The sequence below is a fragment of the Arthrobacter sp. P1_D4 genome (assembly GCF_056406115.1).
This window is the reverse complement of record NZ_JBFUAU010000002.1, coordinates 566,493-590,441: the sequence shown is the minus strand read 5'-3', so window position 1 is coordinate 590,441 and position 23,949 is coordinate 566,493. Positions and strand designations below refer to the sequence as shown.

Annotated in this window: 22 protein-coding genes; 14 read left to right on the top strand and 8 right to left on the bottom strand. The window is 67.0% G+C overall.

Annotated elements, in window-relative coordinates; genetic code table 11:
- Positions 1-106 precede the first annotated feature (106 nt).
- Positions 107-1,153, top strand: a complete 1,047-nt coding sequence (locus AC1D0A_RS03775) for an NAD-dependent epimerase/dehydratase family protein (RefSeq protein WP_476945218.1) — start codon at positions 107-109, stop codon at positions 1,151-1,153.
- Here the strand turns inward: AC1D0A_RS03775 and AC1D0A_RS03770 are convergent.
- On the bottom strand, positions 1,148-1,819 hold the full coding sequence (locus tag AC1D0A_RS03770; protein WP_476945217.1) for a class I SAM-dependent DNA methyltransferase: 672 nt from the start codon (positions 1,817-1,819) through the stop codon (positions 1,148-1,150). The two genes, AC1D0A_RS03775 and AC1D0A_RS03770, sit on opposite strands and share 6 nt — an antisense overlap.
- 168 nt (positions 1,820-1,987) lie before the next feature.
- Here AC1D0A_RS03770 and AC1D0A_RS03765 point away from each other — a divergent pair, with 168 nt between their 5' ends.
- The 6 genes from AC1D0A_RS03765 (at position 1,988) to AC1D0A_RS03740 (ending at position 8,333) form a co-directional block, all read left to right on the top strand.
- A complete protein-coding gene (locus AC1D0A_RS03765) occupies positions 1,988-2,503 on the top strand; it encodes a flavin reductase family protein (RefSeq protein WP_243177405.1) in 516 nt (171 codons plus the stop codon).
- Positions 2,504-2,808: 305 nt separating this feature from the next.
- Positions 2,809-3,897 carry a PhoH family protein gene (locus AC1D0A_RS03760; RefSeq protein ID WP_028276708.1) on the top strand — a complete coding sequence of 363 codons (1,089 nt, stop codon included), beginning with the start codon at positions 2,809-2,811 and terminating at the stop codon, positions 3,895-3,897.
- A complete protein-coding gene (gene ybeY / locus AC1D0A_RS03755; RefSeq protein ID WP_028276709.1) occupies positions 3,894-4,367 on the top strand; it encodes an rRNA maturation RNase YbeY in 474 nt (157 codons plus the stop codon). Before AC1D0A_RS03760 ends, ybeY begins: the two co-directional genes overlap by 4 nt.
- Positions 4,364-5,695 (top strand): hemolysin family protein, encoded by a 1,332-nt coding sequence (locus AC1D0A_RS03750; RefSeq protein ID WP_028276710.1) that lies wholly within the window; start codon positions 4,364-4,366, stop codon positions 5,693-5,695. Before ybeY ends, AC1D0A_RS03750 begins: the two co-directional genes overlap by 4 nt.
- Positions 5,679-6,638, top strand: a complete 960-nt coding sequence (gene era, locus AC1D0A_RS03745; RefSeq protein ID WP_028276711.1) for a GTPase Era — start codon at positions 5,679-5,681, stop codon at positions 6,636-6,638. The genes AC1D0A_RS03750 and era overlap by 17 nt, the downstream gene beginning before the upstream one ends.
- Before the next feature lie 132 nt (positions 6,639-6,770).
- Positions 6,771-8,333, top strand: a complete 1,563-nt coding sequence (locus AC1D0A_RS03740) for an LCP family protein (protein ID WP_476945216.1) — start codon at positions 6,771-6,773, stop codon at positions 8,331-8,333.
- A 127-nt stretch (positions 8,334-8,460) separates the two neighbouring features.
- Here the strand turns inward: AC1D0A_RS03740 and AC1D0A_RS03735 are convergent, their stop codons facing one another.
- The 4 genes from AC1D0A_RS03735 to AC1D0A_RS03720 form a co-directional block, all read right to left on the bottom strand.
- A complete protein-coding gene (locus tag AC1D0A_RS03735) occupies positions 8,461-9,042 on the bottom strand; it encodes a dihydrofolate reductase family protein (protein ID WP_476945251.1) in 582 nt (193 codons plus the stop codon).
- A 157-nt stretch (positions 9,043-9,199) separates the two neighbouring features.
- Complete coding sequence (locus AC1D0A_RS03730; RefSeq protein WP_243177409.1) at positions 9,200-9,967, bottom strand: cation diffusion facilitator family transporter; 768 nt, start codon at positions 9,965-9,967, stop codon at positions 9,200-9,202.
- A complete protein-coding gene (locus tag AC1D0A_RS03725; protein ID WP_028276714.1) occupies positions 9,967-10,293 on the bottom strand; it encodes an ArsR/SmtB family transcription factor in 327 nt (108 codons plus the stop codon). Before AC1D0A_RS03725 ends, AC1D0A_RS03730 begins: the two co-directional genes overlap by 1 nt.
- An 89-nt stretch (positions 10,294-10,382) precedes the next feature.
- Entirely contained in the window at positions 10,383-12,335 is a 1,953-nt protein-coding gene (locus AC1D0A_RS03720; protein ID WP_308197206.1) for a M13 family metallopeptidase, read from the bottom strand.
- Positions 12,336-12,587: 252 nt separating this feature from the next.
- On the opposite strand from AC1D0A_RS03720, the gene leuA reads away from it, so the two are divergent.
- The 3 genes from leuA (at position 12,588) to AC1D0A_RS03705 (ending at position 16,133) form a co-directional block, all read left to right on the top strand.
- Positions 12,588-14,327 (top strand): 2-isopropylmalate synthase, encoded by a 1,740-nt coding sequence (gene leuA, locus AC1D0A_RS03715; RefSeq protein WP_028276716.1) that lies wholly within the window; start codon positions 12,588-12,590, stop codon positions 14,325-14,327.
- 181 nt (positions 14,328-14,508) lie between these two features.
- Positions 14,509-15,261: a DNA repair protein RecO gene (gene recO, locus AC1D0A_RS03710; protein ID WP_028276717.1), complete on the top strand. Its 753-nt coding sequence runs from the start codon at positions 14,509-14,511 to the stop codon at positions 15,259-15,261.
- Positions 15,262-15,281: 20 nt separating this feature from the next.
- Positions 15,282-16,133 (top strand): isoprenyl transferase, encoded by an 852-nt coding sequence (locus AC1D0A_RS03705; RefSeq protein WP_243177984.1) that lies wholly within the window; start codon positions 15,282-15,284, stop codon positions 16,131-16,133.
- Between the two features lie 6 nt (positions 16,134-16,139).
- On the opposite strand, the gene AC1D0A_RS03700 is transcribed toward AC1D0A_RS03705, so the two are convergent.
- A complete protein-coding gene (locus AC1D0A_RS03700) occupies positions 16,140-17,111 on the bottom strand; it encodes an alpha/beta hydrolase (RefSeq protein WP_476945215.1) in 972 nt (323 codons plus the stop codon).
- Between the two features lie 36 nt (positions 17,112-17,147).
- Positions 17,148-18,842, bottom strand: coding sequence for an FAD-binding dehydrogenase (locus AC1D0A_RS03695; RefSeq protein WP_476945214.1), 1,695 nt, complete (start codon positions 18,840-18,842; stop codon positions 17,148-17,150).
- A 150-nt stretch (positions 18,843-18,992) separates the two neighbouring features.
- Here AC1D0A_RS03695 and AC1D0A_RS03690 point away from each other — a divergent pair, with 150 nt between their 5' ends.
- Positions 18,993-20,066, top strand: a complete 1,074-nt coding sequence (locus AC1D0A_RS03690) for a quinone-dependent dihydroorotate dehydrogenase (RefSeq protein ID WP_476945213.1) — start codon at positions 18,993-18,995, stop codon at positions 20,064-20,066.
- A gap of 101 nt (positions 20,067-20,167) precedes the next feature.
- On the opposite strand, the gene AC1D0A_RS03685 is transcribed toward AC1D0A_RS03690, so the two are convergent.
- Complete coding sequence (locus tag AC1D0A_RS03685; protein ID WP_243177414.1) at positions 20,168-20,767, bottom strand: DUF3043 domain-containing protein; 600 nt, start codon at positions 20,765-20,767, stop codon at positions 20,168-20,170.
- Between the two features lie 106 nt (positions 20,768-20,873).
- Here AC1D0A_RS03685 and AC1D0A_RS03680 point away from each other — a divergent pair, with 106 nt between their 5' ends.
- From AC1D0A_RS03680 to ctaC, 3 genes are all read left to right on the top strand, one after another.
- Positions 20,874-22,304: a M20/M25/M40 family metallo-hydrolase gene (locus AC1D0A_RS03680; protein WP_476944259.1), complete on the top strand. Its 1,431-nt coding sequence runs from the start codon at positions 20,874-20,876 to the stop codon at positions 22,302-22,304.
- 169 nt (positions 22,305-22,473) lie between these two features.
- On the top strand, positions 22,474-22,863 hold the full coding sequence (locus tag AC1D0A_RS03675) for a HesB/IscA family protein (protein ID WP_028276724.1): 390 nt from the start codon (positions 22,474-22,476) through the stop codon (positions 22,861-22,863).
- Between the two features lie 207 nt (positions 22,864-23,070).
- Complete coding sequence (gene ctaC / locus AC1D0A_RS03670) at positions 23,071-23,943, top strand: aa3-type cytochrome oxidase subunit II (RefSeq protein WP_028276725.1); 873 nt, start codon at positions 23,071-23,073, stop codon at positions 23,941-23,943.
- Positions 23,944-23,949: the final 6 nt, after the last annotated feature.

Sequence of the window (23,949 nt, the reverse complement as noted above, 5' to 3'; positions counted from 1 at the left end):
CCGCTCCGATATTTAGCCGGGCAGGTGCCACGCTGAACGTCGACTGAGGAAGTACCCTACTTTGGCGGTGCGCCCGCAAAAGTACCCGTCCGTTAGAGTCGGACAAATGAAACGGGCTGTGATCCTTGGAGGCACTGGCGTTCTCGGCCGCGCGATTGCGTGGCGGCTGATCCGTGCCGGCTGGGCCGTGGACATGACGGGCCGGGACCGGACCAAGATGCCGGCTGACCTGGCCGCCGCCGGTGCCCGATTTATCGCCGCCGAACGTCGTGACGACGCCGCACTGGCCGGGGTGATGGACGGTGGTGCCGATCTCCTCGTGGACGCGGTGTGCTACACCGACGCCGACGCCCGGCAACTCCTGCCGCACCTGGCCGCGGTGACCTCGGCCGTCATGCTCTCGAGCAAGGCTGTGTACGTTGACGCCGCAGGCAACCACGTCAATTCCGATGTACCGCCCCGCTTTGATGCGCCGATCCTCGAGAACAGTCCGACCATGCGGCCGGGAACCGGGGACTACCAATCCCGGGAAGGCTATGGCGCCAACAAGGTGGCTGCAGAGAACACCCTCCTGGGCAGCGGCCATCCCGTGACGGTGATCCGGGCATCGAAGGTACATGGTGAGGGCGCGGCCCTGCCCCGGGAATGGATGTTCGTCAAACGGGTCCTCGACCGGCGCCCGGCCGTGTTCCTGGCCCATGCGGGGCAGGGCGCGGACCACACGACGGCAGCGGTGAACACGGCGGCCCTCGTGGAACGGGTTGCCGCCGTGCCCGCGGCACGGATCCTCAACAGCGCCGATCCAGATGCGCCGAATGCCCGGCAGATCGCCGCAGCAATTGCCCGCTACCTGGGCCACCACTGGGAAGAGGTGCTTCTGGATGACAGCGCACCCGCGGGCCTCGGTGACCATCCGTGGGATTTCCGGCCTCCGCTGGTACTGAGCACCAAGGCCTCCCTTGACCTCGCCTATGAACCTGTGGGGACATACGCTCAGACCATCCCGCATCAGGTGGACTGGCTGGTGAAGGCGGCAGCGGCCGGAGCCATGCCGGGAACCGGCGATCCGTCCCTCAAGCACTATCTCGACTACTCCCGTGAAGAGCAGTTCACCGCTGGTTCGGCCCTGCGAACACGCCAACGTCCCCTATGAAGGACTAAGTGTTGAAGCCACGAAGGGTTTGTCGACGAGGATGGCGGCCTGTGGATGTTTTTCCTTGGCCCTCGGTGAACGCACCAGCTGCGCGCGCATCACAAAGCCCAGTTCGGTGAACCGGAGCGCCACCTCCTCGGGTGCGTGCAGTTCCGCCCGGAGCTCGACGTCGTGTCCGTAAGCACGGTCAATCGTGCGGTGGCCGCTGCCGGCGTGGAAGGCGACGAGCGCCGAACCGCCAGGGCGGAGCGCCCTCCAGAACTCGCGAGCAATCGCCGGCAGCGCCGTCGGGGGAGAGTGGATGATCGAATACCAGGCGAGGACACCGTCCGCAGCTGCGTCCGCCTGGGGCAGGTCCGTCAGCTCTCCCAGCTCGAACAACAGCCCGGGATGCAGTTGTTGCGCGATCCGGACCATTTCGGGCGACAGGTCGACACCGCTGACGTTCAGCCCCGCCTGGCCGAGATAACTGCTCATTCGTCCGGCACCGCATCCGACGTCGATCACCGTCCGGTCCGCCGTGCCGCGCATGTGGGCGATGAAGTGGTCCATCATGGCCATATCCAGCGGGGCCTCGAAGCTGGTATCCGGGATCACCGCTGAATAGGTCTCGGCGACTGTGTCGTACGCGGATCTGACGTCCATCAAATTTTCCTGGTTTGCCATCAACCGAGCCTAACGGCCATGGCCGGCGAACTCCCGGTGCCGAATTCTTACGTCATGCAACGGGTCCGTGACGCGTTGTGTCGTTGCGCGACTGTGCGTTGCAGCCGGGCTTGGGAACCCGAGCCTGCAGTGGTTGATTGGGGTTACCAGCGCTCGAAAGGACCCGCCATGACGGAACATTCTGACCTCAGCCCGAAGGCACTCCGCCACATTCTCGGGCACTTCGCCACCGGCCTGACGGTGATCACCGCAGCAACCCGGCACGGGCCGGCCGGTTTCACCTGCCAGTCCTTCGCCTCCCTGTCCCTGGAGCCGGCACTGGTCACTTTCAGCCCCGCACGGACATCGAGCACCTGGCCGCTGCTGCGTGCGGCGGGACGGTTTACCGTGAACATCCTGGCCGCAGAGCACCAGCATCTGGCCGGGCAGTTCGCGCGCTCGGGGACGGACAAGTTCGCCGGCGTCGGCCATTCTCCCTCGCCGCTGGGCAACCCAGTCCTGGATAACGCCCTGGCCTGGGTGGATTGCGAACTCCACCAGGAGTACGACGGCGGCGACCACACGATCGTCGTCGGCGCCGTCCGCGCCCTGGGCGCCCGCCCCGACGCTGAGCCCCTGCTCTTTTACAAGGGACGCTACGCGGGCGTCGGGTCCCGCGCCGGCGCGCTCGAGAGCGCGGCCTGACCGTGTCGGAACCGGAACGGGAACCGAAGCCGGAACCGAAGCCGGAGCGGGAGCCGGGACCCCGCAAAGCGGAACAGCTGTGCCCGGCAACAGGCGCCCACTGGCTGGAGGGGTGGGTCGTCTTCGGAAACGCCTACCCGTAACGGCCGGCGCCGGATCCCCTCCGGCGTCGGCCGCGCCGCGCTGGCGTAAGATGGAAGCACCCGTAGACCCTGGCCGCGGGCGGTGCGAACCGCCGTCGGTACGGATCACGGCGACAGACCATATTCATACTGGAGGGGACCAGAGGCCCGCGGGCCAACACCATGACTGAAGCAGCGAACGGCAAGGCCCGGTTCAGCGCCCGAGAACGCACCGCAGGGGAATTTCCCCACTCCCTACCAGGGCTGCGGACGGAGGTGGTCTTGTTCGACGACTCAGAGCAGATGGTCCAGTCGCTGGGCAGCCATGACGAAGCCCTAAGGTTTATCGAAAACCAGTTCCCCGCCGTCGATTTCCATGTCCGGGGGAACGAGCTCGCGATCAGCGGTCCTGCCGCCGACGTGCCGCGCATCATGCGCCTGCTCAACGAGGTGCGCGGGCTGGTGGCCCGAGGCACCGTCATCACTCCGGCCGTGCTGCAGCAGCTCGTCTCCCTGCTGCGCAGCCAGTCGCTGCAGAACCCCGTGGAAGTGCTGACCACCAACATCCTCTCCACCCGCGGGAAGACCATCCGGCCCAAGACGCTGAACCAGAAGAACTATGTGGACGCGATCGACGCCAACACCGTGATCTTCGGGATCGGTCCGGCCGGTACCGGCAAGACCTACCTGGCAATGGCCAAGGCCGTCCAGGCCCTGCAGCAAAAGGAAGTCAGCCGCATCATCCTGACCCGTCCTGCCGTCGAGGCGGGGGAGCGGCTCGGCTTCCTGCCAGGCACCCTGAGCGACAAGATCGACCCCTACCTGCGGCCCCTGTACGACGCCCTGCACGACATGATGGACCCCGAATCCATTCCCCGACTCATGGCCGCCGGTACCATCGAAGTCGCCCCGCTGGCCTACATGCGAGGCCGCACGCTTAACGATGCCTTCATCATCCTCGACGAGGCGCAGAACACCACGCCGGAACAGATGAAGATGTTCCTGACCCGTCTGGGCTTCGGCTCCAAGATGGTGGTCACCGGCGACATCACCCAGGTGGACCTGCCCTTCGGCACCCGCTCCGGGCTCAGGATTGTCGAGGAGATCCTGCAGGGGATCGAGGACGTCAACTTCTCGATCCTGGACGCCTCCGACGTCGTCCGGCACCGCCTGGTGGGGGATATCGTCAACGCCTACAGCATCTGGGACGAAGTCCAAAGGAACCGGGTCAAGCACTCCGTTGCCCGGGAAACGCGGGGAGAACACGCATGAGCATTGAGGTCAACAACGAATCCGGCGTCGTCGTCGACGAGGCCGGGCTCGTGGCGCTGTCGCGTTTCATCTTCGAAAGCCTTTACATCCACCCGCAGGCGGAGCTGTCCATCCTGCTCGTGGACGAACCGGCCATGGAAAAGCTGCACCTCGAACTGATGGACGAGCCAGGCTCCACCGACGTCCTCTCCGTCCCCATGGACGAGCTGACCCCGGGCACGCCGGACAAGCCGACGCCGCAGGGCATGCTCGGCGACATCGCCATCTGCCCCCAGGTGGCCGAGGTCCAGGCCCGCAACGCCGGCCACTCCACCCAGGACGAGATGCTGCTGCTGACCACGCACGGCATCCTGCACCTGCTGGGCTATGACCACGCCGAGCCGGAAGAGAAGGAAGAGATGTTCGGGCTGCAGCGCGAACTCCTGACCGCCTTCACCGGCAAAGCGGCCCCGTCCGAGACGGTTCAGTGACCCCACTGATCCTCGCCGGCATGGCGCTGGTGTTCCTTAGCTTTGCCGCAGTGCTGACCGCTGCCGAGTCCGCGTTCAACTTCCTGCCCCGGCACGACGCCGAGCAGGCGGTCCTGAACAGCAGGGGCACCTCGCTCAAACGCATCCTGGCCCAGCCCGTGGGGCACATGCGCGCCCTGCGGTTCTGGCGGGTCTGGTTCGAGATGGCCGCCGCCGTCGCCGTGACCGTGCTCCTTTACAGCATGCTGGACAACGTCTGGCTGGCCGGGCTGGCGGCCACCGGCATCATGGCGCTGGTCGGCTTCGTGATCGTGGGGGTGTCCCCGCGGCAGCTCGGCCGGGTCCACTCCGCCGCCCTGGTCCGGTTCAGCGCCCCGCTGGTCCGGTCCCTGTACGCCGTGCTCGGCCCGATTCCGGGCTGGCTGGTGCGGCTCGGCAGCGTCGTAGCTCCCGGCGCGCCGGCCGACAGCGAGGCGTTCTTCAGCGAGGAAGAATTCCGCGAACTCGTGGACCGGGCCACCGAGTCCGACGTAATCGAGGACAACGAGGCCGAACTGATCCAGTCGGTCTTCGACTTCGGGGACACCCTGGTCCGCTCCGTCATGGTGCCCAGGACCGACATCCTCACGATCGACTCCGGATCCAGCCTGCACCGGGCGATGTCGCTGTTCCTGCGCTCCGGGTACTCGCGGATCCCGGTCATCGGCGAAAACACGGACCAGATCCTGGGCATTGTGTACCTGAAGGACGTTGCCGCCTCGCTCCACAACCTCGGCCCGGACGAGGAACCCCCGGTCGTGGACGAGGTGGCCCGCGAGGTCCGCTACGTGCCGGACTCGAAGCTCGTCAGCGACCTGCTCCGTGAACTCCAGAAGGAATCCACACACGTCGCGATCGTCATCGACGAATACGGCGGAACGGCGGGGCTGGTCACGCTCGAGGACCTCATCGAGGAGATCGTCGGCGAAATCGTGGACGAATACGACACCGAAAGCGCCGAGGCCGTGGCCCTGGGGGACGGAAGCTACCGGGTCAGCGCCCGCATGAGCATCGATGACCTCGGCGAACTCTTCGACCTCGAGCTCGACGACGACGAAGTAGACACCGTGGGCGGCCTGCTCGCCAAGGCCCTCGGGCGGGTGCCGATTGTCGGCAGCACCGTCCAGGTCCACGGACTGTCCCTCCGCGCCGACAGGCTGGAGGGCCGGCGGAACCGCGTCAGCCACATCATTGCGGCCGCCGTAGCAAAAGAACAAACTGACCTTGAAGACCTTCTCGACGAGGCCGCACCAATCCAACAGGGAGTCTCACGTGAGCAAGCAGAATAAGTCCGACGGCGACGCAGCCTACGGCGGCTACCGCGCCGGTTTCTCGGTGCTGGTCGGACGGCCCAATGCGGGCAAGTCCACCCTCACCAACGCCCTGGTCGGCCAAAAAGTCGCGATCACCTCGGCCAAGCCCCAGACCACGCGCCACACAATCCGTGGCATCGTGCACCGGGACGACGCCCAGTTGATCCTCGTTGACACCCCGGGCCTGCACCGCCCGCGCACGCTGCTGGGGAAGCGGCTGAACGAACTGGTCGCCGATACCCTCGCCGAGGTCGACGCGATCGGCTTCTGCCTGCCGGCCAACGAGAAAATCGGCCCGGGAGACAAGTTCATTGCCGCCCAGCTCGCCGCCATCCCCAACAAGCCCATCATCGCGATCGTGACCAAGGCCGACACCGTCGACCGCCAGGCCCTCACCGAGCAGCTGCTCGCCGTCGCCGCCCTGGGCCGAGAGGTCCTCGGCGAGGACGGCTGGAAGGACATCGTCCCGGTCTCCGCCACGGACGGCTTCCAGGTCGACACCCTTGCCGACGTCCTGATCGGTCACATGCCGGCGTCGCCGCCGCTGTACCCGGACGGTCACCTGACGGACGAACCGGAAGCGGTGATGATCGCCGAACTCATCCGGGAAGCAGCCCTCGAAGGCGTCCGCGACGAATTGCCGCACTCCCTGGCCGTCGTCGTCGATGAAATCGTTCCGCGGGAAGGCCGGCCCGAGGACCGCCCGTTCCTGGACGTCCGCGTCAACCTGTACGTCGAGCGGCCCTCCCAGAAGGCCATCATCATCGGCAAGGGCGGTGCCCGGCTCCGCGAGGTCGGCACCAACGCGCGCAAGGCGATCGAGGCGCTGCTCGGTGCCCGGATCTACCTTGACCTGCACGTCAAGGTCGCCAAGGACTGGCAGCGCGACCCGAAGCAGCTCGTCAAACTGGGCTTCTGAGACGCGCTGTTCTTAGGCCGCTATTGTGTCCGTTGGCCCTTCCCGCCGCTCCCAAGAGAGGGCCATCGGCGTTTTCTCAGATTCGGACTCTAAAATGGGCTGACTCCCCGTTCGTTTAGGAAGGCTCAACAAGTGGTTCGACCCCGTGACAACCGTGCCGACGGATCCGCCCCGCCGGCCCGGTCAACAGCCGCTGCCCGGCACACGGCCGATCCCGCCGTTGGTCCGGCCCGCCACCTCGGCTCCGCCCGCCGGACCCCCGCCTGGCTGAAAGTCTTCACGGGCGTGGTGGCCGTGCTCTTGGTCGGCGTGATCGCCTTTGGCGCCTACTGGACCATCCGGCTTCAGGGCAACCTCACCAAGGCCCCACTCAGCGCCGGCAGCATCAAGACCGAGGGTGCAGTGAACGATTCGACGGACCGGATGCAGATCCTGATCCTCGGCTCGGACACGCGCGACGGGAAGAACTCGCAGTACGGCACCAGCGATGACGCGACCGGCTATGGGCACTCGGATGTGATGATGCTGATGGACATCTCCGCGGACAACAAGCGGGTCAACGTCGTCAGCTTCCCCCGCGACCTGCTGGTCGACATCCCCAAGTGCAAGGATCCGAAAACCAACAAAGAGTACCCGGCCCAGACCGGCGTCATGATCAACTCGGCGATGTCCGAGGCCGGCATCGGCTGCGCCGTGGACACCGTCAACAAGCTCACTGGCCTGGAGATCGACCACTTCATGATGGCCGACTTCAACGCCGTCAAGGAACTCTCCAACGCCGTGGGCGGCGTGTCAGTGTGTGTCAGCGACGCCGTGTATGACCCCGACTCGAAGCTGCGCCTGCCCAAGGGCACCTCCACCGTCCAGGGCGAGCAGGCCTTGTCGTTCGTGCGCACCCGGCACGCCTTCGGCGACGGCGGCGACCTCGGCCGGATCAAGGCCCAGCAGGGCTTCCTGTCCGCGCTGACCCGGAAAATCAAGGACGACGGCACCCTGACCAACCCGGCCCGGATGCTCGGCATCGCGGATGCGATCACCAAGAACCTGACCATCGACGACGGCCTGGCCTCTGTGCCGACGCTGCTGACCGTGGGCAACCGGCTCAAGAACATCGACGTCGGCAAGGTAGCCTTCGTGGCCACGCCGACAGTCCCGGCCGAAACGGACATCAACCGGCTGCAGCTGGCCGAGCCCGCGGCATCCCAGCTGTTCGCCGCCATGCGCAACGACGTGGACCTGACGGATCCGACCGCGAAGCCGAGCGCTTCCCCGAGTGCCAGCGCCACGCCGACGCCCAGCCCCACCACCCCGGCCTATGACAAGACGCAGCAGCCCGTGACCGTGGCCAACGGCTCGGGTGTTCCGGCCCGGACCCAGGAGATCATGCAGGCCATCAAGGGCGCCGGTTTCACCCAGGTGGGCCAGTTGACTGCTCCGCCTGTCGCCGCGACGGCGGTCTACTACGGTGCGGACTACGCTGACGTGGCCGGGGACGTCGCGGCCCTGCTCGGTGTGGCGCCGGACCGGGTTCTCCCGGCCGCCGGAGTCGCCGGCGTCCAGGTCTACCTGGGCAGTGACTTCGCCAACGGGACGCCGACCGCCGCCGCTGCCCCGCAGTTGCCCAAGGACATCGTCAACCAGACAGCCGGCGACACCGTTTGCCAGCAGGCCAACCCGGCACTGATCACCCGCTGACCCGGCAACCAGGAAGGCCCCCGTTCAGATTTTACTGAACGGGGGCCTTCTTTTTGTCATGGGTGCTGGACGGCGGCCTTTGGAGGCTCTTCCACGTCCTGCGGGGTCGTGGAACACGGTGTTGACCTCAACGGCGCACCCGATAGCGCACCTGAAGCACGCGGTTGCCCTGAATCACCACGTCAGGATCCTCCAACAGGTGCTGGGCGTGGACCGACCCGAAGTAGCGCTTGCCGGACCCCAACACGACAGGTACGACGTCCATGCGCACCTCGTCGACCAGGCCCGCGGCAAGCATCTGGCCACCGACGTCACCAGCTGCGACCTCGACGATGCGGTCACCCGCAAGCTCCTGCGCCTTGGCCATGGCTGCCTCGACACCGTCGACGAAGTGAAACGGCGCCTCCGAGTCCCAGCCCTCGGGCTGCGGCCGGTGCGTCACGACGACCACGTGGTCGATCCCGCTCGGAGGTTTCCCGTCCCAGCCGTCCGTCAGGTCGAAGACGTGGCGGCCGACGAGTGTCGCCCCGATTTGGTCCCAGTACGGCCGGGTGTAGTCATAGGACGTCTGCGACACCCTCACCTCGCCGCTCTCGTCCAAGGGGACATCACCGTTGGACAACCAGTCGAACACCGGTCCGGGCTGGTCATTCTCGTCCGCGACGAAGCCGTCCACCGACACCGAGCCGTACATGACCACCTTGCCCACGGGGCTCTCCTCTGCTTTGGGGTGCCCCCACATTAGCGTGTCGTGCGCTGTCGCTCTAGTAAGAAATCAATCGGCCGGCAGCGCCGATGAACTCCTTGAACCCTGTGCCGGATGAGTGCTGCTGACGCCGGGCTTAGGTAACCGGAAGCACTACCGACTACTCATGCTGCCCATCGGCGGCGGCCTGTCCCACCCCCACCTCAGGTAGGACGAGCGCCTTTGGAGGTGTTGAATCGGCACCGCATCCGTCACAGCAGGCCGGCTCTGTGGCCGTCGGAAGACTGTCTGCCGCCGTGTGGGGGACCGTGCAGCAGATGTCGCCGCGCCAGGCGTTGATGCCCTCCCGGAGGGCGATCGCGGCGATGACCAGCGCCGCGCCGGCATCGGCCCACCACCAGCCAAGGGTGCTGTTCAGCACCAAACCCGCGAGCAGGACTGCCGACAGATACGTGCAGAGCAGGGTCTGTTTGGAGTCAGCGACCGCCGTGCGTGATCCGAGCTCCCGGCCGGCCCGGCGCTGGAGCCAGGACAGGACCGGCATGATCACCAAACTCAGTGCGGCAATCACGATGCCCGGGGTCGAGTGCTGTGCCTCGCCGGCGCCGAGAAGTGACCGGACCGCCTCGGCGGAGACAAAGGCTGCCAGCGCGAAGAATGAGACGGCGATAATCCGCAAGGTGAGGTATTCACGCCGCTCAGGGTCCTTGCTGGAAAACTGCCACGACAGCGCCAGCGCCGACCCGACCTCAATGATGGAATCCAAGCCAAAGCCGAGGAGCGCCGACGAGTCGGCCGCACCCCCGGCCCACAAAGCCACAACGGCCTCGATGAGGTTATAGCTGATGGTGGCCGCCGCGAACAAGCGGATCCGGCGGCTGAGGACGGCGCGGCGGCCCGGGCTCGGCGACATTAGGACGGAAGTCATCACAGCGTGCACGTCCCGTCGGGTGCGCAGCAGGCCGGGTCCACCGCCAGCACGACGCCCAGAAGATCCTTGAGGGCATGGCCGAGGCGCTGATCGGCGAGCTCATAGCGGGTCCTTCGCCCCTCCGGCACGGCAACGACCAGCCCGCATCCCCGCAGGCACGTCAGGTGGTTCGACATGCTCTGCCGGGATACGCCGAGGGAATCCGCCAGCTCAGACGGATAGGACGGCGCTGCCGTGAGGGCAAGCAGGATTTCTGCCCGTGTCGGGTCTGACACGGCATAACCGAACCGTGCCAGCACCGGGGCATGCGTAAGAGTCTCCACAAATCGAAAGTACAGCTGTCGATGTATTCACGCAAGCGTGTACGCACAGCCCTCCCGGCTGGGTCGGTGCCAGTGACCGGGCCCCCGGGTCACCAGATGCTGACGCGCTCCTGCGGTGCCATCCACATGCCGTCCTGGTCCGTGACGCCGAATGCTGCGTGGAAGGCGTCGAGGTTCCTGGCGATGGCGTTCGTGCGGAACTCGTTCGGGGAGTGCGGATCCGTCGCCAGCCGGCGGATGGCCTCTTCGGTCCGGATGACCTGCCGCCACCCCGCGGCCCAGGACGCGAAGAAGCGCTGCACCCCGGTCAGGCCATCGAGCACCGGCGGTTCCTGCCCGTCGAGGCTGATCAGGTAGGCCTTGTAGCCGATGGTGAGCCCGCCCAGGTCGCCGATGTTCTCGCCCAGGGTCAGCTTGCCGTTGACCGTGTGGCCGGGGGCTGCCGTGGGGGAGAGGGCATCGAACTGCGCCACGAGCCGGGCGGCCAGAGCCTCGAACGCGGTGCGGTCATCCTCCGTCCACCAGTTGCGCAGCAGGCCGCTGCCGTCGTACTGCGAGCCCTGGTCATCGAAGCCGTGGCCGATTTCATGGCCGATCACGGCACCGATGCCGCCGTAGTTCACGGCGTCATCGGCGTCGGCAGTGAAGAACGGGGGCTGCAGCATGGCCGCAGGGAACACGATCTCGTTCAGGAGCGGATGGTAGTAGGCGTTGACCGTCTGGGGCGTCATCAGCCACTTCTCGCGGTCCACGGGCTTGCCGACCTCGTCAAGGTGGCGGTCGACGTCGGCGCTGTGCGCGCGTTCCACGTTCCCCAGCAGATCGGCGGGGTCGATCTCCACGGCGGAGTAGTCGATCCACTTATCCGGGAAGCCGATCTTGGCGCGGAAGGAGTCCAGTTTCTTCAGGGCCTCGAGCTTGGTTGCCTCGCCCATCCAGGTCAGCCCGGTGATGGACTCGCGGTACGCCTCGATCAGGTTGGCCACGAGGGTCTGCATGCGCGCCTTGTGCCCCTCCGGGAAATGTTCGGCCACGTAGATCTGCCCGACCGCCTCACCGAGGGCCGCCTCGACCACCGCGACGCCGCGCTTCCAACGGTCCTTGATCCGCGGCGTACCGCTCAGGATGGTGCCATAGAACGCGAAGTTCGCGTCCACGAACTCGGAAGACAGGTACGGGGCGGCCGCGCTGACCACGCGCATGGCGAGCCATTCCTGCCAGGTCGCCAACGGTTCGGAATCCAGCAGGGAGGCCGCGCCGGAGAAGAAGTCGGGGGTGCTCACCACCAGCTCGGCACGCTTCTCCGGCTCGATGCCGGCCGCGTCGAACCAGTCCGCCAGCAGGGGGAACAGTTCCGCCGCTTCTGCGGCGGACTTCAAGTTGTACGTCTTTTGCGGATTCCGCAATGTCACGTTGTCCCAGTGGTGCGAAGCCAGCGCAGTTTCAAGCGCCACCACGCGTCCGGCCGCCCCCTCAGGGTCGGCAACCTCCGCGAGGCCCAGCATGGCCCCCACGTGTGCACGGTAGGCCTGGACCATCGGGGCGAACTTCGCTTCCCGGTAATAGGACTCATCGGGCAAGCCCAGGCCGCCCTGGCCTGTGTAGAGCAGGACACGGTCCGGGTTTCCGGCATCCGGTGCGGGGTAGATATAAAAGAGCCCGGACACATCGGCGCGGAACAGCCGTCCGGCCAGCGCCACGAGTCCGGGCACCGACGTCGTCGCGAACACCTGCGCCAGCCGCGCCCGGAGCGGGTCCAGGCCCTTGGCCTCGACCGCCGCTTCGTCCATGAAGCTGTTGTACAGGTCCCCGATCTTGCGCTCTATGCCGCTAGCCTCCGCACCGCGTGCGGCGGCCTGCCCGATGATCTCTTTCACCGCGAGCTCCGATGCGTCGCGCAGGGCGGTGAAGGTGCCCTCCAGCGGCCGGTCGTCCGGGATGACCGTGGTGTTGAGCCAGCCGCCATTCACATGCTGGTACAGGTCATCCTGCGGGCGGACGCTGGCGTCGATGGTGGACAGATCGATCCCCGAAAGTGGCACGGATGCTCCTTTGAGAGGCAGTCCGGCCCGGAGCGTTTGCCGGCGCACGGTCTGCATGGTGGACGTTACGGTGGTCTGGCTCCTTCATCTTACGCACCCGTGTTACTGTGAAAAGGTGCGCGCAGAACTGCTCCTCCTTAGCTGCCGCGGCGAGGCCTCAGACGCGATCTAGCGCAAGGCCCACCCTCGCTGCGGAGTTTGTGTTGCCCGGCCACCCTTTCACCAAGAATCACAGAAAAGGCCCCGATTGTAATGCGAAACGCACAGAAGCCCTCAGGAATGCCGGTCCACCGCTACATCCCGTTCCAGGACCAGATCACCGTTGAACTGCCGGACCGCACCTGGCCGGACAAAGTCATCACCAAGGCCCCGCGCTGGTGCGCCGTGGACCTGCGCGACGGCAACCAGGCCCTCATCGATCCCATGAGCCCCGCCCGCAAGCTGAAGATGTTCGACCTGCTGGTCCGGATGGGCTACAAGGAGATCGAGGTCGGGTTCCCCTCGGCATCGCAGACGGACTTCGACTTCGTACGGCAGCTGATCGAGGGCAACCACATCCCGGACGACGTCACGATCCAGGTGCTGACCCAGGCCCGCGAACACCTGATCGAGCGGACCTACGAGTCCCTGGTCGGCGCGAAGCAGGCAATCGTCCACCTCTACAACTCCACGTCCGTCCTGCAGCGCCGCGTGGTCTTCAACCAGGACGAGGACGGCATCCTCGACATCGCCCTGCAGGGTGCGCGGCTGTGCAAGAAGTACGAGGAAACTCTCGCCGATACGCACATCACCTACGAATACTCGCCCGAGTCCTTCACCGGCACCGAGCTGGAGTACGCCATCCGGGTCTGCAACGCGATCGCCGACGTCTTCGAGGCCTCGGCTGACCGTCAGGTCATCATCAACCTGCCCGCCACGGTGGAAATGGCCACCCCCAATGTCTACGCCGACTCCATCGAGTGGATGAGCCGGAACCTGCACCCGCGCGAAGGCATCATCCTGTCCCTGCACCCGCACAACGACCGCGGCACCGGCGTCGCCGCCGCCGAGCTGGGCTACCTGGCCGGGGCAGACCGGATCGAGGGCTGCCTCTTCGGCAACGGCGAGCGGACCGGCAACGTGGACCTGGTGACCCTGGGCCTGAACATGTTCGTCCAGGGCATCGACCCGATGATCGACTTCTCCGACATCGACGAAATCCGCCGCACGGTGGAGTACTGCAACCAGCTGCCGGTGGCCGAGCGGTCCCCGTACGGCGGAGACCTCGTCTTCACGGCGTTCTCCGGTTCGCACCAGGACGCGATCAAGAAGGGCCTGGAGGCCCTCGAAAAGGACGCTGCCGCGGCGGGCAAGGACGTGGCCGACTACACCTGGCAGGTCCCGTACCTGCCGGTGGACCCGAAGGACCTCGGCCGGAGCTACGAGGCGGTCATCCGGGTCAACTCGCAGTCCGGCAAGGGCGGAGTCGCCTACCTGCTCAAGAACGAGCACAGCCTGGACCTGCCGCGCCGCGCCCAGATCGAGTTCTCCGGCGTCATCCAGAAACGGACCGACACGGTCGGCGGAGAAGTCAGCGGACCCCAGCTGTGGCAGGTCTTCCAGGACGAATACCTGCCCTCGGGCTCTGCCGACACCCAGTGGGGCCGCTACGCCCTCGGTTCGATCAGCACGGAGACGGACGAAGACGGCGACATGACCCTGACCGCCGCCCTGAAGATCGACGGGACCCAGGTCCGCCGGACCGGGACCGGGAACGGCCCCATCGCGGCCCTGCTGAGCATCCTGCGCGAGGACGGTGTGGACGTCCGGGTCCTGGATTACAGCGAACACGCACTCTCCGAGGGCGGCAGCGCCCTGGCCGCCGCGTATGTCGAATGCGCCGTGGGGGAGCGTGTGCTCTGGGGCGTAGGGATCGACGCCAACACGAGCACGTCAGCCCTCAAGGCCGTCATCTCGGCCGTGAACCGCGCCATCCGGGACGCCCGCGCCTGATCTGTCCCTGTCTGATGCCTCCGAGGACGGGCAGGCACTGTCAAACAACGCATAACTGCGCCGCCGGAAACACTCCGGCGGCGCAGTATTTTGCCTCCGTCTTTTACCTCCTTCTTTTACCGTTCTACCTCGGCGGCCCTGCCCATGCCGTGATTCCGTAAAGACAATGCGAAGATTAACTGTGGTCCAACAATCCTTTGCTGCGCGTGCCTACCGTGATGACGCCGTCGTGCTGCGCACCCATAAGCTGGGCGAGGCCGACCGGATCATCACCCTGCTGACCAAGCACCACGGCCAGGTGCGGGCGGTGGCCAAGGGGGTACGTCGCACCAGCAGCCGGTTCGGCGCCAGGCTGGAACCGTTTATGGTGGCCGATCTCCAGCTGATTTCCGGGCGCACCCTGGACGTCGTCACGCAGGCCGTGGCCAAGGGCGCCTACGGCGGGAACATCGCCGCGGACTATGGCCGGTACACGGTGGCGGCCGCCATGACCGAGACGGCGGAGAAGCTCACCGACGTCGACGGTGAAGCCGGGACCGCCCAGTACAACCTGCTGGTGGGGGCCCTCGCGTCCCTGAGCCGGGGCGACCACGCCCCCGAACTCATCTTGGATTCCTACCTGCTCCGCGCCCTCGCGACCGGCGGCTGGGCGCCCAGCTTCACCGACTGCGCCCGGTGCGGTGCGTCCGGGCCGCACACCGCCTTTTCCGCGCCGCTCGGCGGCATGGTCTGCCACGGGTGCCGGCCGCCGGGATCGCCCGCGCCGGCCCCGGAGACGGTGCTCCTCATGGGTGCCCTGCTCACCGGAAACTGGACGACGGCGGATGCCTCAGCCTCCGTCCACCGCCGGGAAGCGGCCGGACTGGTAGCCAGCTACCTCCAGTGGCACCTGGAACGAGTCCTGAAATCCCTCAAACATGTGGAGCGAACGTAAAAGTGGCATTGGGAAGAAGCCTGGGAAAGAACCTGGAGAAAAGCCAGGCGAAACAGTCCAACGGCCGGCGGCGGACCACCCCGGTGGTGGCTCCCTATCCGCACCCGTCCGGCGCTGTTCCGCCCGCGATTCCCGCGGAGTTCATCCCGCGGCATGTGGCGATCGTCATGGACGGCAACGGGCGCTGGGCGAACCAGCGCGGCCTGCCACGGATCGAGGGCCACAAGGCGGGGGAGCCTGCCCTGCTGGACGTCATGGCCGGCGCGATCGAGCTGGGGATCGAATACGTCAGCGTGTACGCCTTCTCCACCGAGAACTGGCGGCGGTCCCCTGAGGAGGTGCGCTTCCTGATGGGCTTCAACAAGGACGTCCTGCGCCGGCAACGGAACCAGCTCGATGAATGGGGGGTCCGGATCCGCTGGTCCGGGCGGCGCCCGAAGCTGTGGGGCTCCGTGATCCGCGAACTCGAAGAGGCCGAGGACTACACCCGGGGAAACAGCACCTGCACCCTGAACATGTGCGTCAACTACGGCGGACGGGCCGAGCTCGCCGACGCCGTCTCCGCGATCGCGGAGGAAGTGGCCCAGGGCCGGCTGAAGCCGGGGGCCATCACCGAGCGGACCATCCAGAAGTTCCTCGACGAGCCGGACCTGCCGGACGTGGACCTGTTCCTGCGCAGTTCCGGGGAACAGCGGCTGTCCAACTTCATGCTCTGGCAGTCGGCCTATGCCGAGTTCGTGTTCATGGACACCCTGTGGCCGGACGTGGACCGGCGGACGCTGTGGGACGCCGTCGAGATCTATGCACAGCGGGACCGCCGCTACGGTGGAGCCATCGACGCCGCTCCCGCCGCGGGCGGCCAGGTCAGCTGATCCGCGTCAGTCGTAGACGTACGCCCTGATCCACCGGGACAGCCGGGCATAGGCGTCCGCGCGGACCCGCGGGGCGGAGAGGAAGACGTCATGCAGGGCGCCGTCAATCCGCTCCAACGTCACGGTGCGGCCCAGGCTGAGCGCGCGGAGGGCGATTGTGTTCACGTCCAGGACCGCGTCCGTGCGGCGCATGGACTCCTTCCAGAACATCCCGTTGGCGCTGGCGCCCGAGATGAGCACCAGGATGGGCACATCGATGTTCAGCCCACGCGCCACCCTGGACTGCCCGGCGAGCACGGCGCTGAGCCAGCCGGCGCGGACCGGAAAGGCGTGCGGCGGACGGTAGGCATCGTCCAGGGCCCATTCGCCTTCCGCGGCGCTGCTGATGCTGCGCCAGTAGAAGGCCCGCTCGGGCAGCCGGATCACAGATTCCGGCCAGAACCGGGCGAACGGCTCCACCATGGTCCGCGCGGCCCTGCGCAGGGCGGGGCTGCCATGGACTTCCAGCCATGGGCTGTCCAGGACCAGCTGTGACACCATCCCCGGATGCCGGTCGGCCCACAGCGCCGCGATCAGGCCGCCGGTGGAGTGTCCCATCAGCGTCACCCGCGGCGGCGTGGCGCCCGGCCTGAGCGAACCGATGATCCCGAGCGCTGCAGTGATTTCGGCGTCGTAGTTGTCCAGGTCCGCGACGTAGCCGCCGTGGGTGCCCGGGCGCAGGCTACGGCCATGGTTGTGCATGTCGAGGGCGAAAAACTCAAACCCCTGCCCCGCCCAGAATTCCGCGAGCTCCTCATTGAAGAAGTAGTCACTCCAGCCGTGCAGGAACAGCACAGCCCGGGCCGGCAGCACCGATGGTGCCGGCGGGAGCGGGGTATGGCGGACCAGGGTGGCAGTGCGCAGCACACCGTCAGGGCTGACGGCCTCAAAGGTGCACGCCTGGAAATCATCCCCGAGAATGTCGGTCCGCCACTGCATCGACTTTCCTCCTGTGTTGCTGAGTGCCTGCCCGGACTAGGCCGCGGACGCAGCGGCCCGGCCCGCGGAACGTCCGGAGAAGAGGCATCCGCCCAGGAACGTTCCCTCGAGTGCCCGGTAGCCGTGGATTCCGCCGCCGCCAAACCCTGCGGCTTCACCGGCCGCGAACAGCCCGGGCACGGGCTGTCCGGTGGCATCCAAGACCCGCGACTGCAGATCCGTCTGCACACCGCCAAGGCTCTTGCGCGTCAGGACCGAGAGCCGGACGGCGAGCAGGGGACCGTGCCGCGGATCCAACAGCCGGTGCGGCGGGGCGACCCGCATGATCTTGTCGGTGGCGAAACGCCGCGCTGCCCGGATCGCCGCCAGCTGCGGATCCTTGCCCATCCCGCTGGCAAACTGCCGGTCCCGGTCGCGGATCAGCTGCTCCAGGGCCGCGGGGTCGATGAGCTGCCCGCCCGTCAGATCGTTCATCTGCCCGGCGAGCCCGGCGGGGTCCGCTGCCTGCAGGAAGTCCACCCCGCGGTCCAGGAACCGCTGCAGCGGTGTATCGCTGCCGGGCTTCAGCCGTGAGACCAGCCGCCGGACGTCCTTGCCCGTGAGATCCGGGTTCTGCTCGGATCCTGACAGTGCGAACTCCTTCAGCGCGATGCTGCGGTTCAGGACGAACCATGAATGGGCATGTCCCGTGGCCAGGATGTGGCGCAGGGCGCCGAGCGAATCGAAGCCCGGAAACAGCGGAGGCGGGAGCATCCGCCCCGTCGCGTCCAGCCACAGGGCCGACGGTCCGGGCAGGATCCGGATGCCGTGCCGCGGCCAGACCGGGGCATGGTTGTGGATACCCTCCGGGTAATGCCACATCCGGTCCCCGTTGATGAGGAGTCCGCCGGCGCGGCCCACGGCCGGGAGGAAGTCCCCGTCCACGGATGCCGGCACGCCACTCAGCATGCGCTCCGGCGCCGCGCCGCCTGGCCACTGCTTGCGGACCACATTGTGGTTGCCGCCGATGCCGCCGCTTGTCACCACCACGGCCGCGGCCGCAGCCTCGAAAGTACCGGCCGGGCGTCGTGAAGAGCTTTCGCCCCGGCCTGCGCCGCTGGCTTCGAGCAATTCGCCACGCACGCCGCTCACCCGGCCCGCGGTTTTCACGAGCCCGGTGGCGCGGTGGCGGAAATGGAAGGACACGCGGCCGGCGGCTTCGCCTTCGCCCAGCTTGGCAAGGAAGGGGGCCACCAGCGCCGGTCCCGTGCCCCACGCGACATGGAAGCGCGGGACAGTGTTGCCGTGGCCGTCCGGGCCGTAGCCGCCGCGTTCGGCCCACTGCACCAGGGGAAACAGCCCGACGCCCAGCGCGGCGAGCCAGCCACGCTTCTCACCGGCGGCGAAGTTCACGTACGCCGCCGCCCACTCCTTCGCCAGGGCGTCCTCCGGCCGGTCGAATCCCGCCGACGCATGCCAGTCGGCGAGGGCCAGCTCTTCACTGTCCCGCACCCCGAGCCGCCGCTGCTCCGGAGTGTTGACCATGAAGAGGCCGCCGAAGGACCAGTGCGCCTGGCCGCCGACGGAGGCCTCGGGTTCCTGATCGAGCACCGCCACCCGGCGGCCGGCGGCATAGGCCTGGGCCGCGGCCACGAGCCCTGCCAGGCCGGCGCCGACCACCACAACGTCGGCCTCGATCCCGCGACCCGAAGCCCCACGGCCGCCCGTTCCGACACCCTCATTGCTGGTCATGGCTTCATGCTAACTCGCGCCGGCGCACTTCCGCCGCCGGGCCCGGGCGCGGGGCGCCGCAGTCACAATGACAGTCACAACGGGCAGTCACAACCCTGCCGGCGGGTGCGCTGGTTTGGTCTGCGCGGCCCGAACCGGAAAACTAGAGGCATGCGCGTATATCCCACATTTTTCCGGCTGGCCTTCTCATGGATGGACGCCGAACGCGCCCATAAGATCGGGTTCAAGGCCATCCGCCTCGCCCACAGCTGCGGTGCCGGGCGGTTGCTGCAGAAGTTCACCGCCCCCGCGGCGTCGCTGCAGACCCAGGCGTTTGGCCTGACCTTCCCGTCCCCATTCGGCCTGGCGGCCGGCTTCGACAAGGAAGGCCACGGCATCGAGGCGCTGGCGGAGCTCGGCTTCGGCCATGTGGAGGTCGGCACCATCACCGGCCAGGCCCAGCCCGGGAACCCGGCGCCGCGGCTGTTCCGCCTCGTGGAGGACAGGGCCGTCGTCAACCGCATGGGGTTCAACAACGACGGCGCCGCGGCGGTGGCCCCGCGCCTGAAGTCCGCCCGCGCCGCCCTGCAGCGCCAGCACCCCGGCGTCCGGCCCGTGATCGGGGTGAACATCGGCAAGAGCAAGGTGGTCGGGCTCGAGGATGCGGTGTCCGATTACCTGATCAGCGCGCGCAGCCTGGCCCCCGCTGCAGACTATCTCGTGGTGAACGTCAGCTCGCCCAACACCCCCGGTCTTCGGCTGCTGCAGGACGTGGAGACCCTGCGCCCGCTGCTGGCCGCAGTGGGGGAGGAGGCGGACAAGGCCGCCGGCCGCCACATTCCCCTCCTGGTCAAGATCGCGCCCGACCTCAGTGATGAGGACATCGACGACGTCGCGCGCCTGGCGCTTGACCTGAAGCTGGACGGCATCATCGCCACCAACACCACGATCACCCGCACCGGGCTCGCCTCCAGCCCCGACAAGGTTGAGGCGTGCGGAGCAGGAGGTCTTTCCGGGGCGCCCCTGAAGAAACGGTCCCTGGAGGTCCTGGCCCGGCTCAAGTCCGTCACCGGCGGAGCGCTGACCCTGGTCTCGGTGGGGGGCGTCGAAACGGCACAGGACGTGCAGGAACGGCTGGACGCCGGCGCCACCCTCGTCCAGGGCTACACGGCGTTCCTTTACGAGGGACCTTTCTGGGCCGCCCGCATCAACCGGCTGCTGGCCACCCACCCGAGCCGGCGCTAGCCCTTGCGCTGCGATCGGGCCGGACCGGTCGCAGCAACCAAGAAGCCCCCGACAGGTGACTGCCGGGGGCTTCTTGGTTGAAGAATCATGGAAGGGAAATGTCAGGCGGGGAACTCGCCGCGCCGGACCTGGGGCTTGGGCAGGCGCAGGCGGCGGAACTGCAGGGAGCGCATGGAGCCGTACCAGACGGTGCCGCGCTCGACGTCGCCGAACTTTTCGCCGAGCCGTTTCTTAAGCTTGCGGGAGAGGATAAAGACGTCCACGAAGACCGCGAGGAACATGACCCAGAAGGCGCCCAGGACGTAGACCATCTGTGCGCTGGAGGCCGGCACGAGCAAGGAGATGATGACAAACAGCAGGGCGCCGAACATGAGGAACTCGCCAAGGCTGAAGCGGGCATCGACAAAATCACGGGCGAACCGCTTCTGCGGACCCTTGTCCCGCAGCGGCAGGAACTTATCGTCACCGGTGTCCATGGCCTGCCGCATCTTGAGCCGCTGCTCCGTGACGGCGGCGCGCTCGGCAGCCTTGGAAGCCTTGCGGTCCTCCGGCACGAGGGGCCGCTTGCGGGCCGCCTCCTGGGCGCTGCGCTTGGGCGTGGGTGTGCCCTTGCCGGTCACGGCGCTACGGGCTGCTGCCTCGGATGCCTGCTGGTCAACTACGTCCTGCGCCGATGGCGCTTCCTTTTTACGTCCAAACACCCCTAAAGAATACCCCGCAGACACAGGCCCGAGACCCAGCCCACACGGCGCAGGCCCGGGCGTGACGCTGTTTGTAGTGATTCAGAGCACGGGTAGTGTTTTGGCCATGACTTCATCTACCGCGGGGAACCCGCAGACCACCATGGACCACGAGGGCACCATCGATGCCGAGGCCCTCCGCCAGGCCGTTGCCGAATCGTTCGACGAGACGATCGGCCAGCTGACGGACCTTGTTGCCATTCCGGGCATCGCCTGGCCCAGCTTTGATCCCGCCCCGTTGAACCGCAGCGCCGACGCCGTCGCCAGCCTCGTGCGGGCCAGCGGCTTCGACGACGTCCGGATCCTCCGCTGCGACAAGGAAGACGGGACGCCCGGCGGGCCCGCCGTCGTCGCCCGCCGCCCGGCCGCGGAGGGCAAGCCGACAGTCCTGCTGTACGCCCACCACGACGTCCAGCCCACCGGCGACCTGGCACTGTGGGAAACCGACCCCTTTACCGCCGTCGAGCGCGACGGCAGGCTCTTCGGCCGCGGTGCCGCCGATGACAAGGCCGGCATCCTGGCGCACATCGCCGCCTACTCTGCGGTCACGCGCGTGCTCGGTGACGAACTGGGCCTGGGCGTGACGTTCTTCTTCGAGGGCGAAGAGGAGGCCGGCTCGCCAACGTTCCGGCAGTTCCTGGAAACCCACCGCGAGCTGCTCCGCGCCGACGTGATCGTCGTGGCCGACTCCAGCAACTGGAAGGTCGGCATTCCAGCCCTGACCACCAGCCTGCGCGGCCTGGTGGACGGCACCATCGAGGTCAAGGTCCTGGACCACGCCGTGCACTCGGGCATGTTCGGCGGCCCCGTGCTCGACGCCCCGACCCTGCTGGCCCGCCTGATCGCGACCCTCCACGACGACGAGGGCAGTGTCGCGATCAAGGGCCTGGTGAGCCGCGATGACGTGGTTGTCGACCTCACCGAGGAGGAGTACCGCGCCGACGCCTCCGTGCTCGACGGCGTGAAGCTCGCCGGGACCGGCAGCATTGCCTCACGCATGTGGACCAAGCCCGCCCTGTCCATCATCGGCTTTGACGCCCCGGCCGTGGACGTGGCCTCCAACACCCTGCTGCCGCGGGCCCGGGCCAAGTTCAGCCTGCGCCTGGCCCCGGGGCAGGACCCGGCAGCCGCCATGGAGGCTGTCCGCCAGCACGTCGAAACCCACGCCCCGTTCGGCGCTGAGGTGGTGTTCACCCCGGGGGAGAGCGGCAACTCCTTCCTGACAGACACGAGCTCGAAGGCCGCGTCCGTGGCCATGTGGGCCCTGGGCGAGGCCTGGGGCGTGCCCGCCGTCGAAATGGGGATCGGCGGATCGATCCCCTTCATCGCGGACCTCACCGAGCTCTACCCGGACGTGCAGATCCTGGTCACCGGCGTCGAGGATCCCGATTCCCGAGCCCACAGCGCCAACGAATCGCTGCACCTGGGTGACTTCCGGAACGCAATTGTCGCCGAGGCCCTGCTGCTCGCGCGCCTGAACAACGAAGGCGCGCTCTAGCCCCCGCGCCTGGCGCGTCCCGGGGAACATCCAGCCGTCTCCCACGGTTACGTCAGAAGTTAGAGCTACAGGGCTGCGCGAAGTAGCATGTAGCTATAGCCCATACCGTTTAAGTAGGGGCGGGCACCGTGTGAGCGGGGCCGCCACCACCGTTGCAAGAAGGTAGGCCATGAGCACTACAACCAATGAAAACAGCGCCGGCAACTCTGCCGCCGAGGCCGGCGAGCTGGCCACGCACGAGGTCATGCTGACCGACGTCGCGGCTGGAAAGGTCCGCAGCCTGCTGGAGCAGGAAGGGCGCACCGATCTGCGCCTCCGCGTTGCCGTGCAGCCCGGCGGTTGCTCCGGCCTGATTTACCAGCTGTACTTCGACGAGCGGCTGCTCGACGGGGATGCAGTGCGCGACTACGACGGGGTCGAAGTCGTCGTCGACAAGATGAGCGTTCCTTACCTCAGCGGTGCCAGCATCGATTTCGAGGACACCATCGCCAAGCAGGGCTTCACGATCGACAACCCGAATGCCGGCGGGTCCTGCGCCTGCGGAGATTCTTTCCACTAATTCCTTCCACTAAGGCCGGGCATTTTGCCCGGCCTTAGTGCCGCAGGGTCCTCAACGAGCGGCGCCTACAAAAAGCTCCCGACGCACGGTGCGGACATGTGGGCGAAAACTCCCGGGGAGCGGTAAGCTCTACACCGAGTAGTAAAACTTTTCGTTTGCCCTGCCCGTAATTTGCGGGGCAACAGCAACAAGTAGGAAGGGCCGTCTGTGAGTTCGCAGAACCGAACCGGCAGCCGACGCAAACAGATCACTACGATCACTGGCTTGGCACTAGCCGGCGCGTTGGCTTTGACTGGATGTTCACCAGAGGTACAGAAGGGCTGGTTGCCCACCGAGCGTGGCACCACCAATCACACTGACCTCATCATGGACCTCTGGGTCAACTCATGGATTGCCGCGCTGGTCGTCGGCATCATCACCTGGGGCCTGATGATCTGGTGCATCGTCGCTTACCGGCGCCGCAAGGGCACCGTGGGCTTCCCGCGCCAGAACAGCTTCAACCTTCCGCTTGAAGTGTTCTACCTGACGATCCCGCTGTTCATGGTCCTGGTGTTCTTCTACTTCACCGACCGCGACCAGCAGTCGATCGATGACCGCTCAACGCCGGCCGACGTCGTCGTCGACGTCCGCGGCAAGCAGTGGGCGTGGGACTTCAACTACTTGAAGGGCAACGTCGTCACCGAGGACGTGCACGAAGCCGGCGTCCAGGCGCACCTGACCGGTAACGACGTGGACAAGAACAAGCTGCCCACCCTGTACCTCCCGGTTAACAAGTCGGTTGACCTCGAGCTCAACGCGCGCGACGTCATCCACTCTTTCTGGGTTCCTGCCTTCCTGCAGAAGCGCGACATGATTCCCGGCAAGACCAACTACATCCGGTTGACGCCCACCAGGGAGGGCACCTACGACGGTAAGTGCGCCGAACTCTGTGGCGAGTACCACTCCGAAATGCTGTTCCGCGTGAAGGTTGTCTCCGAGTCGGAGTTCCAGGCGCACATGAACCAGCTGCGCCAGGACGGGAACACCGGCCTGCTCGGTGAAGAGTACGACCGCAACCCGGCCCCGGCCGAAACCAAGTAAGGGGAG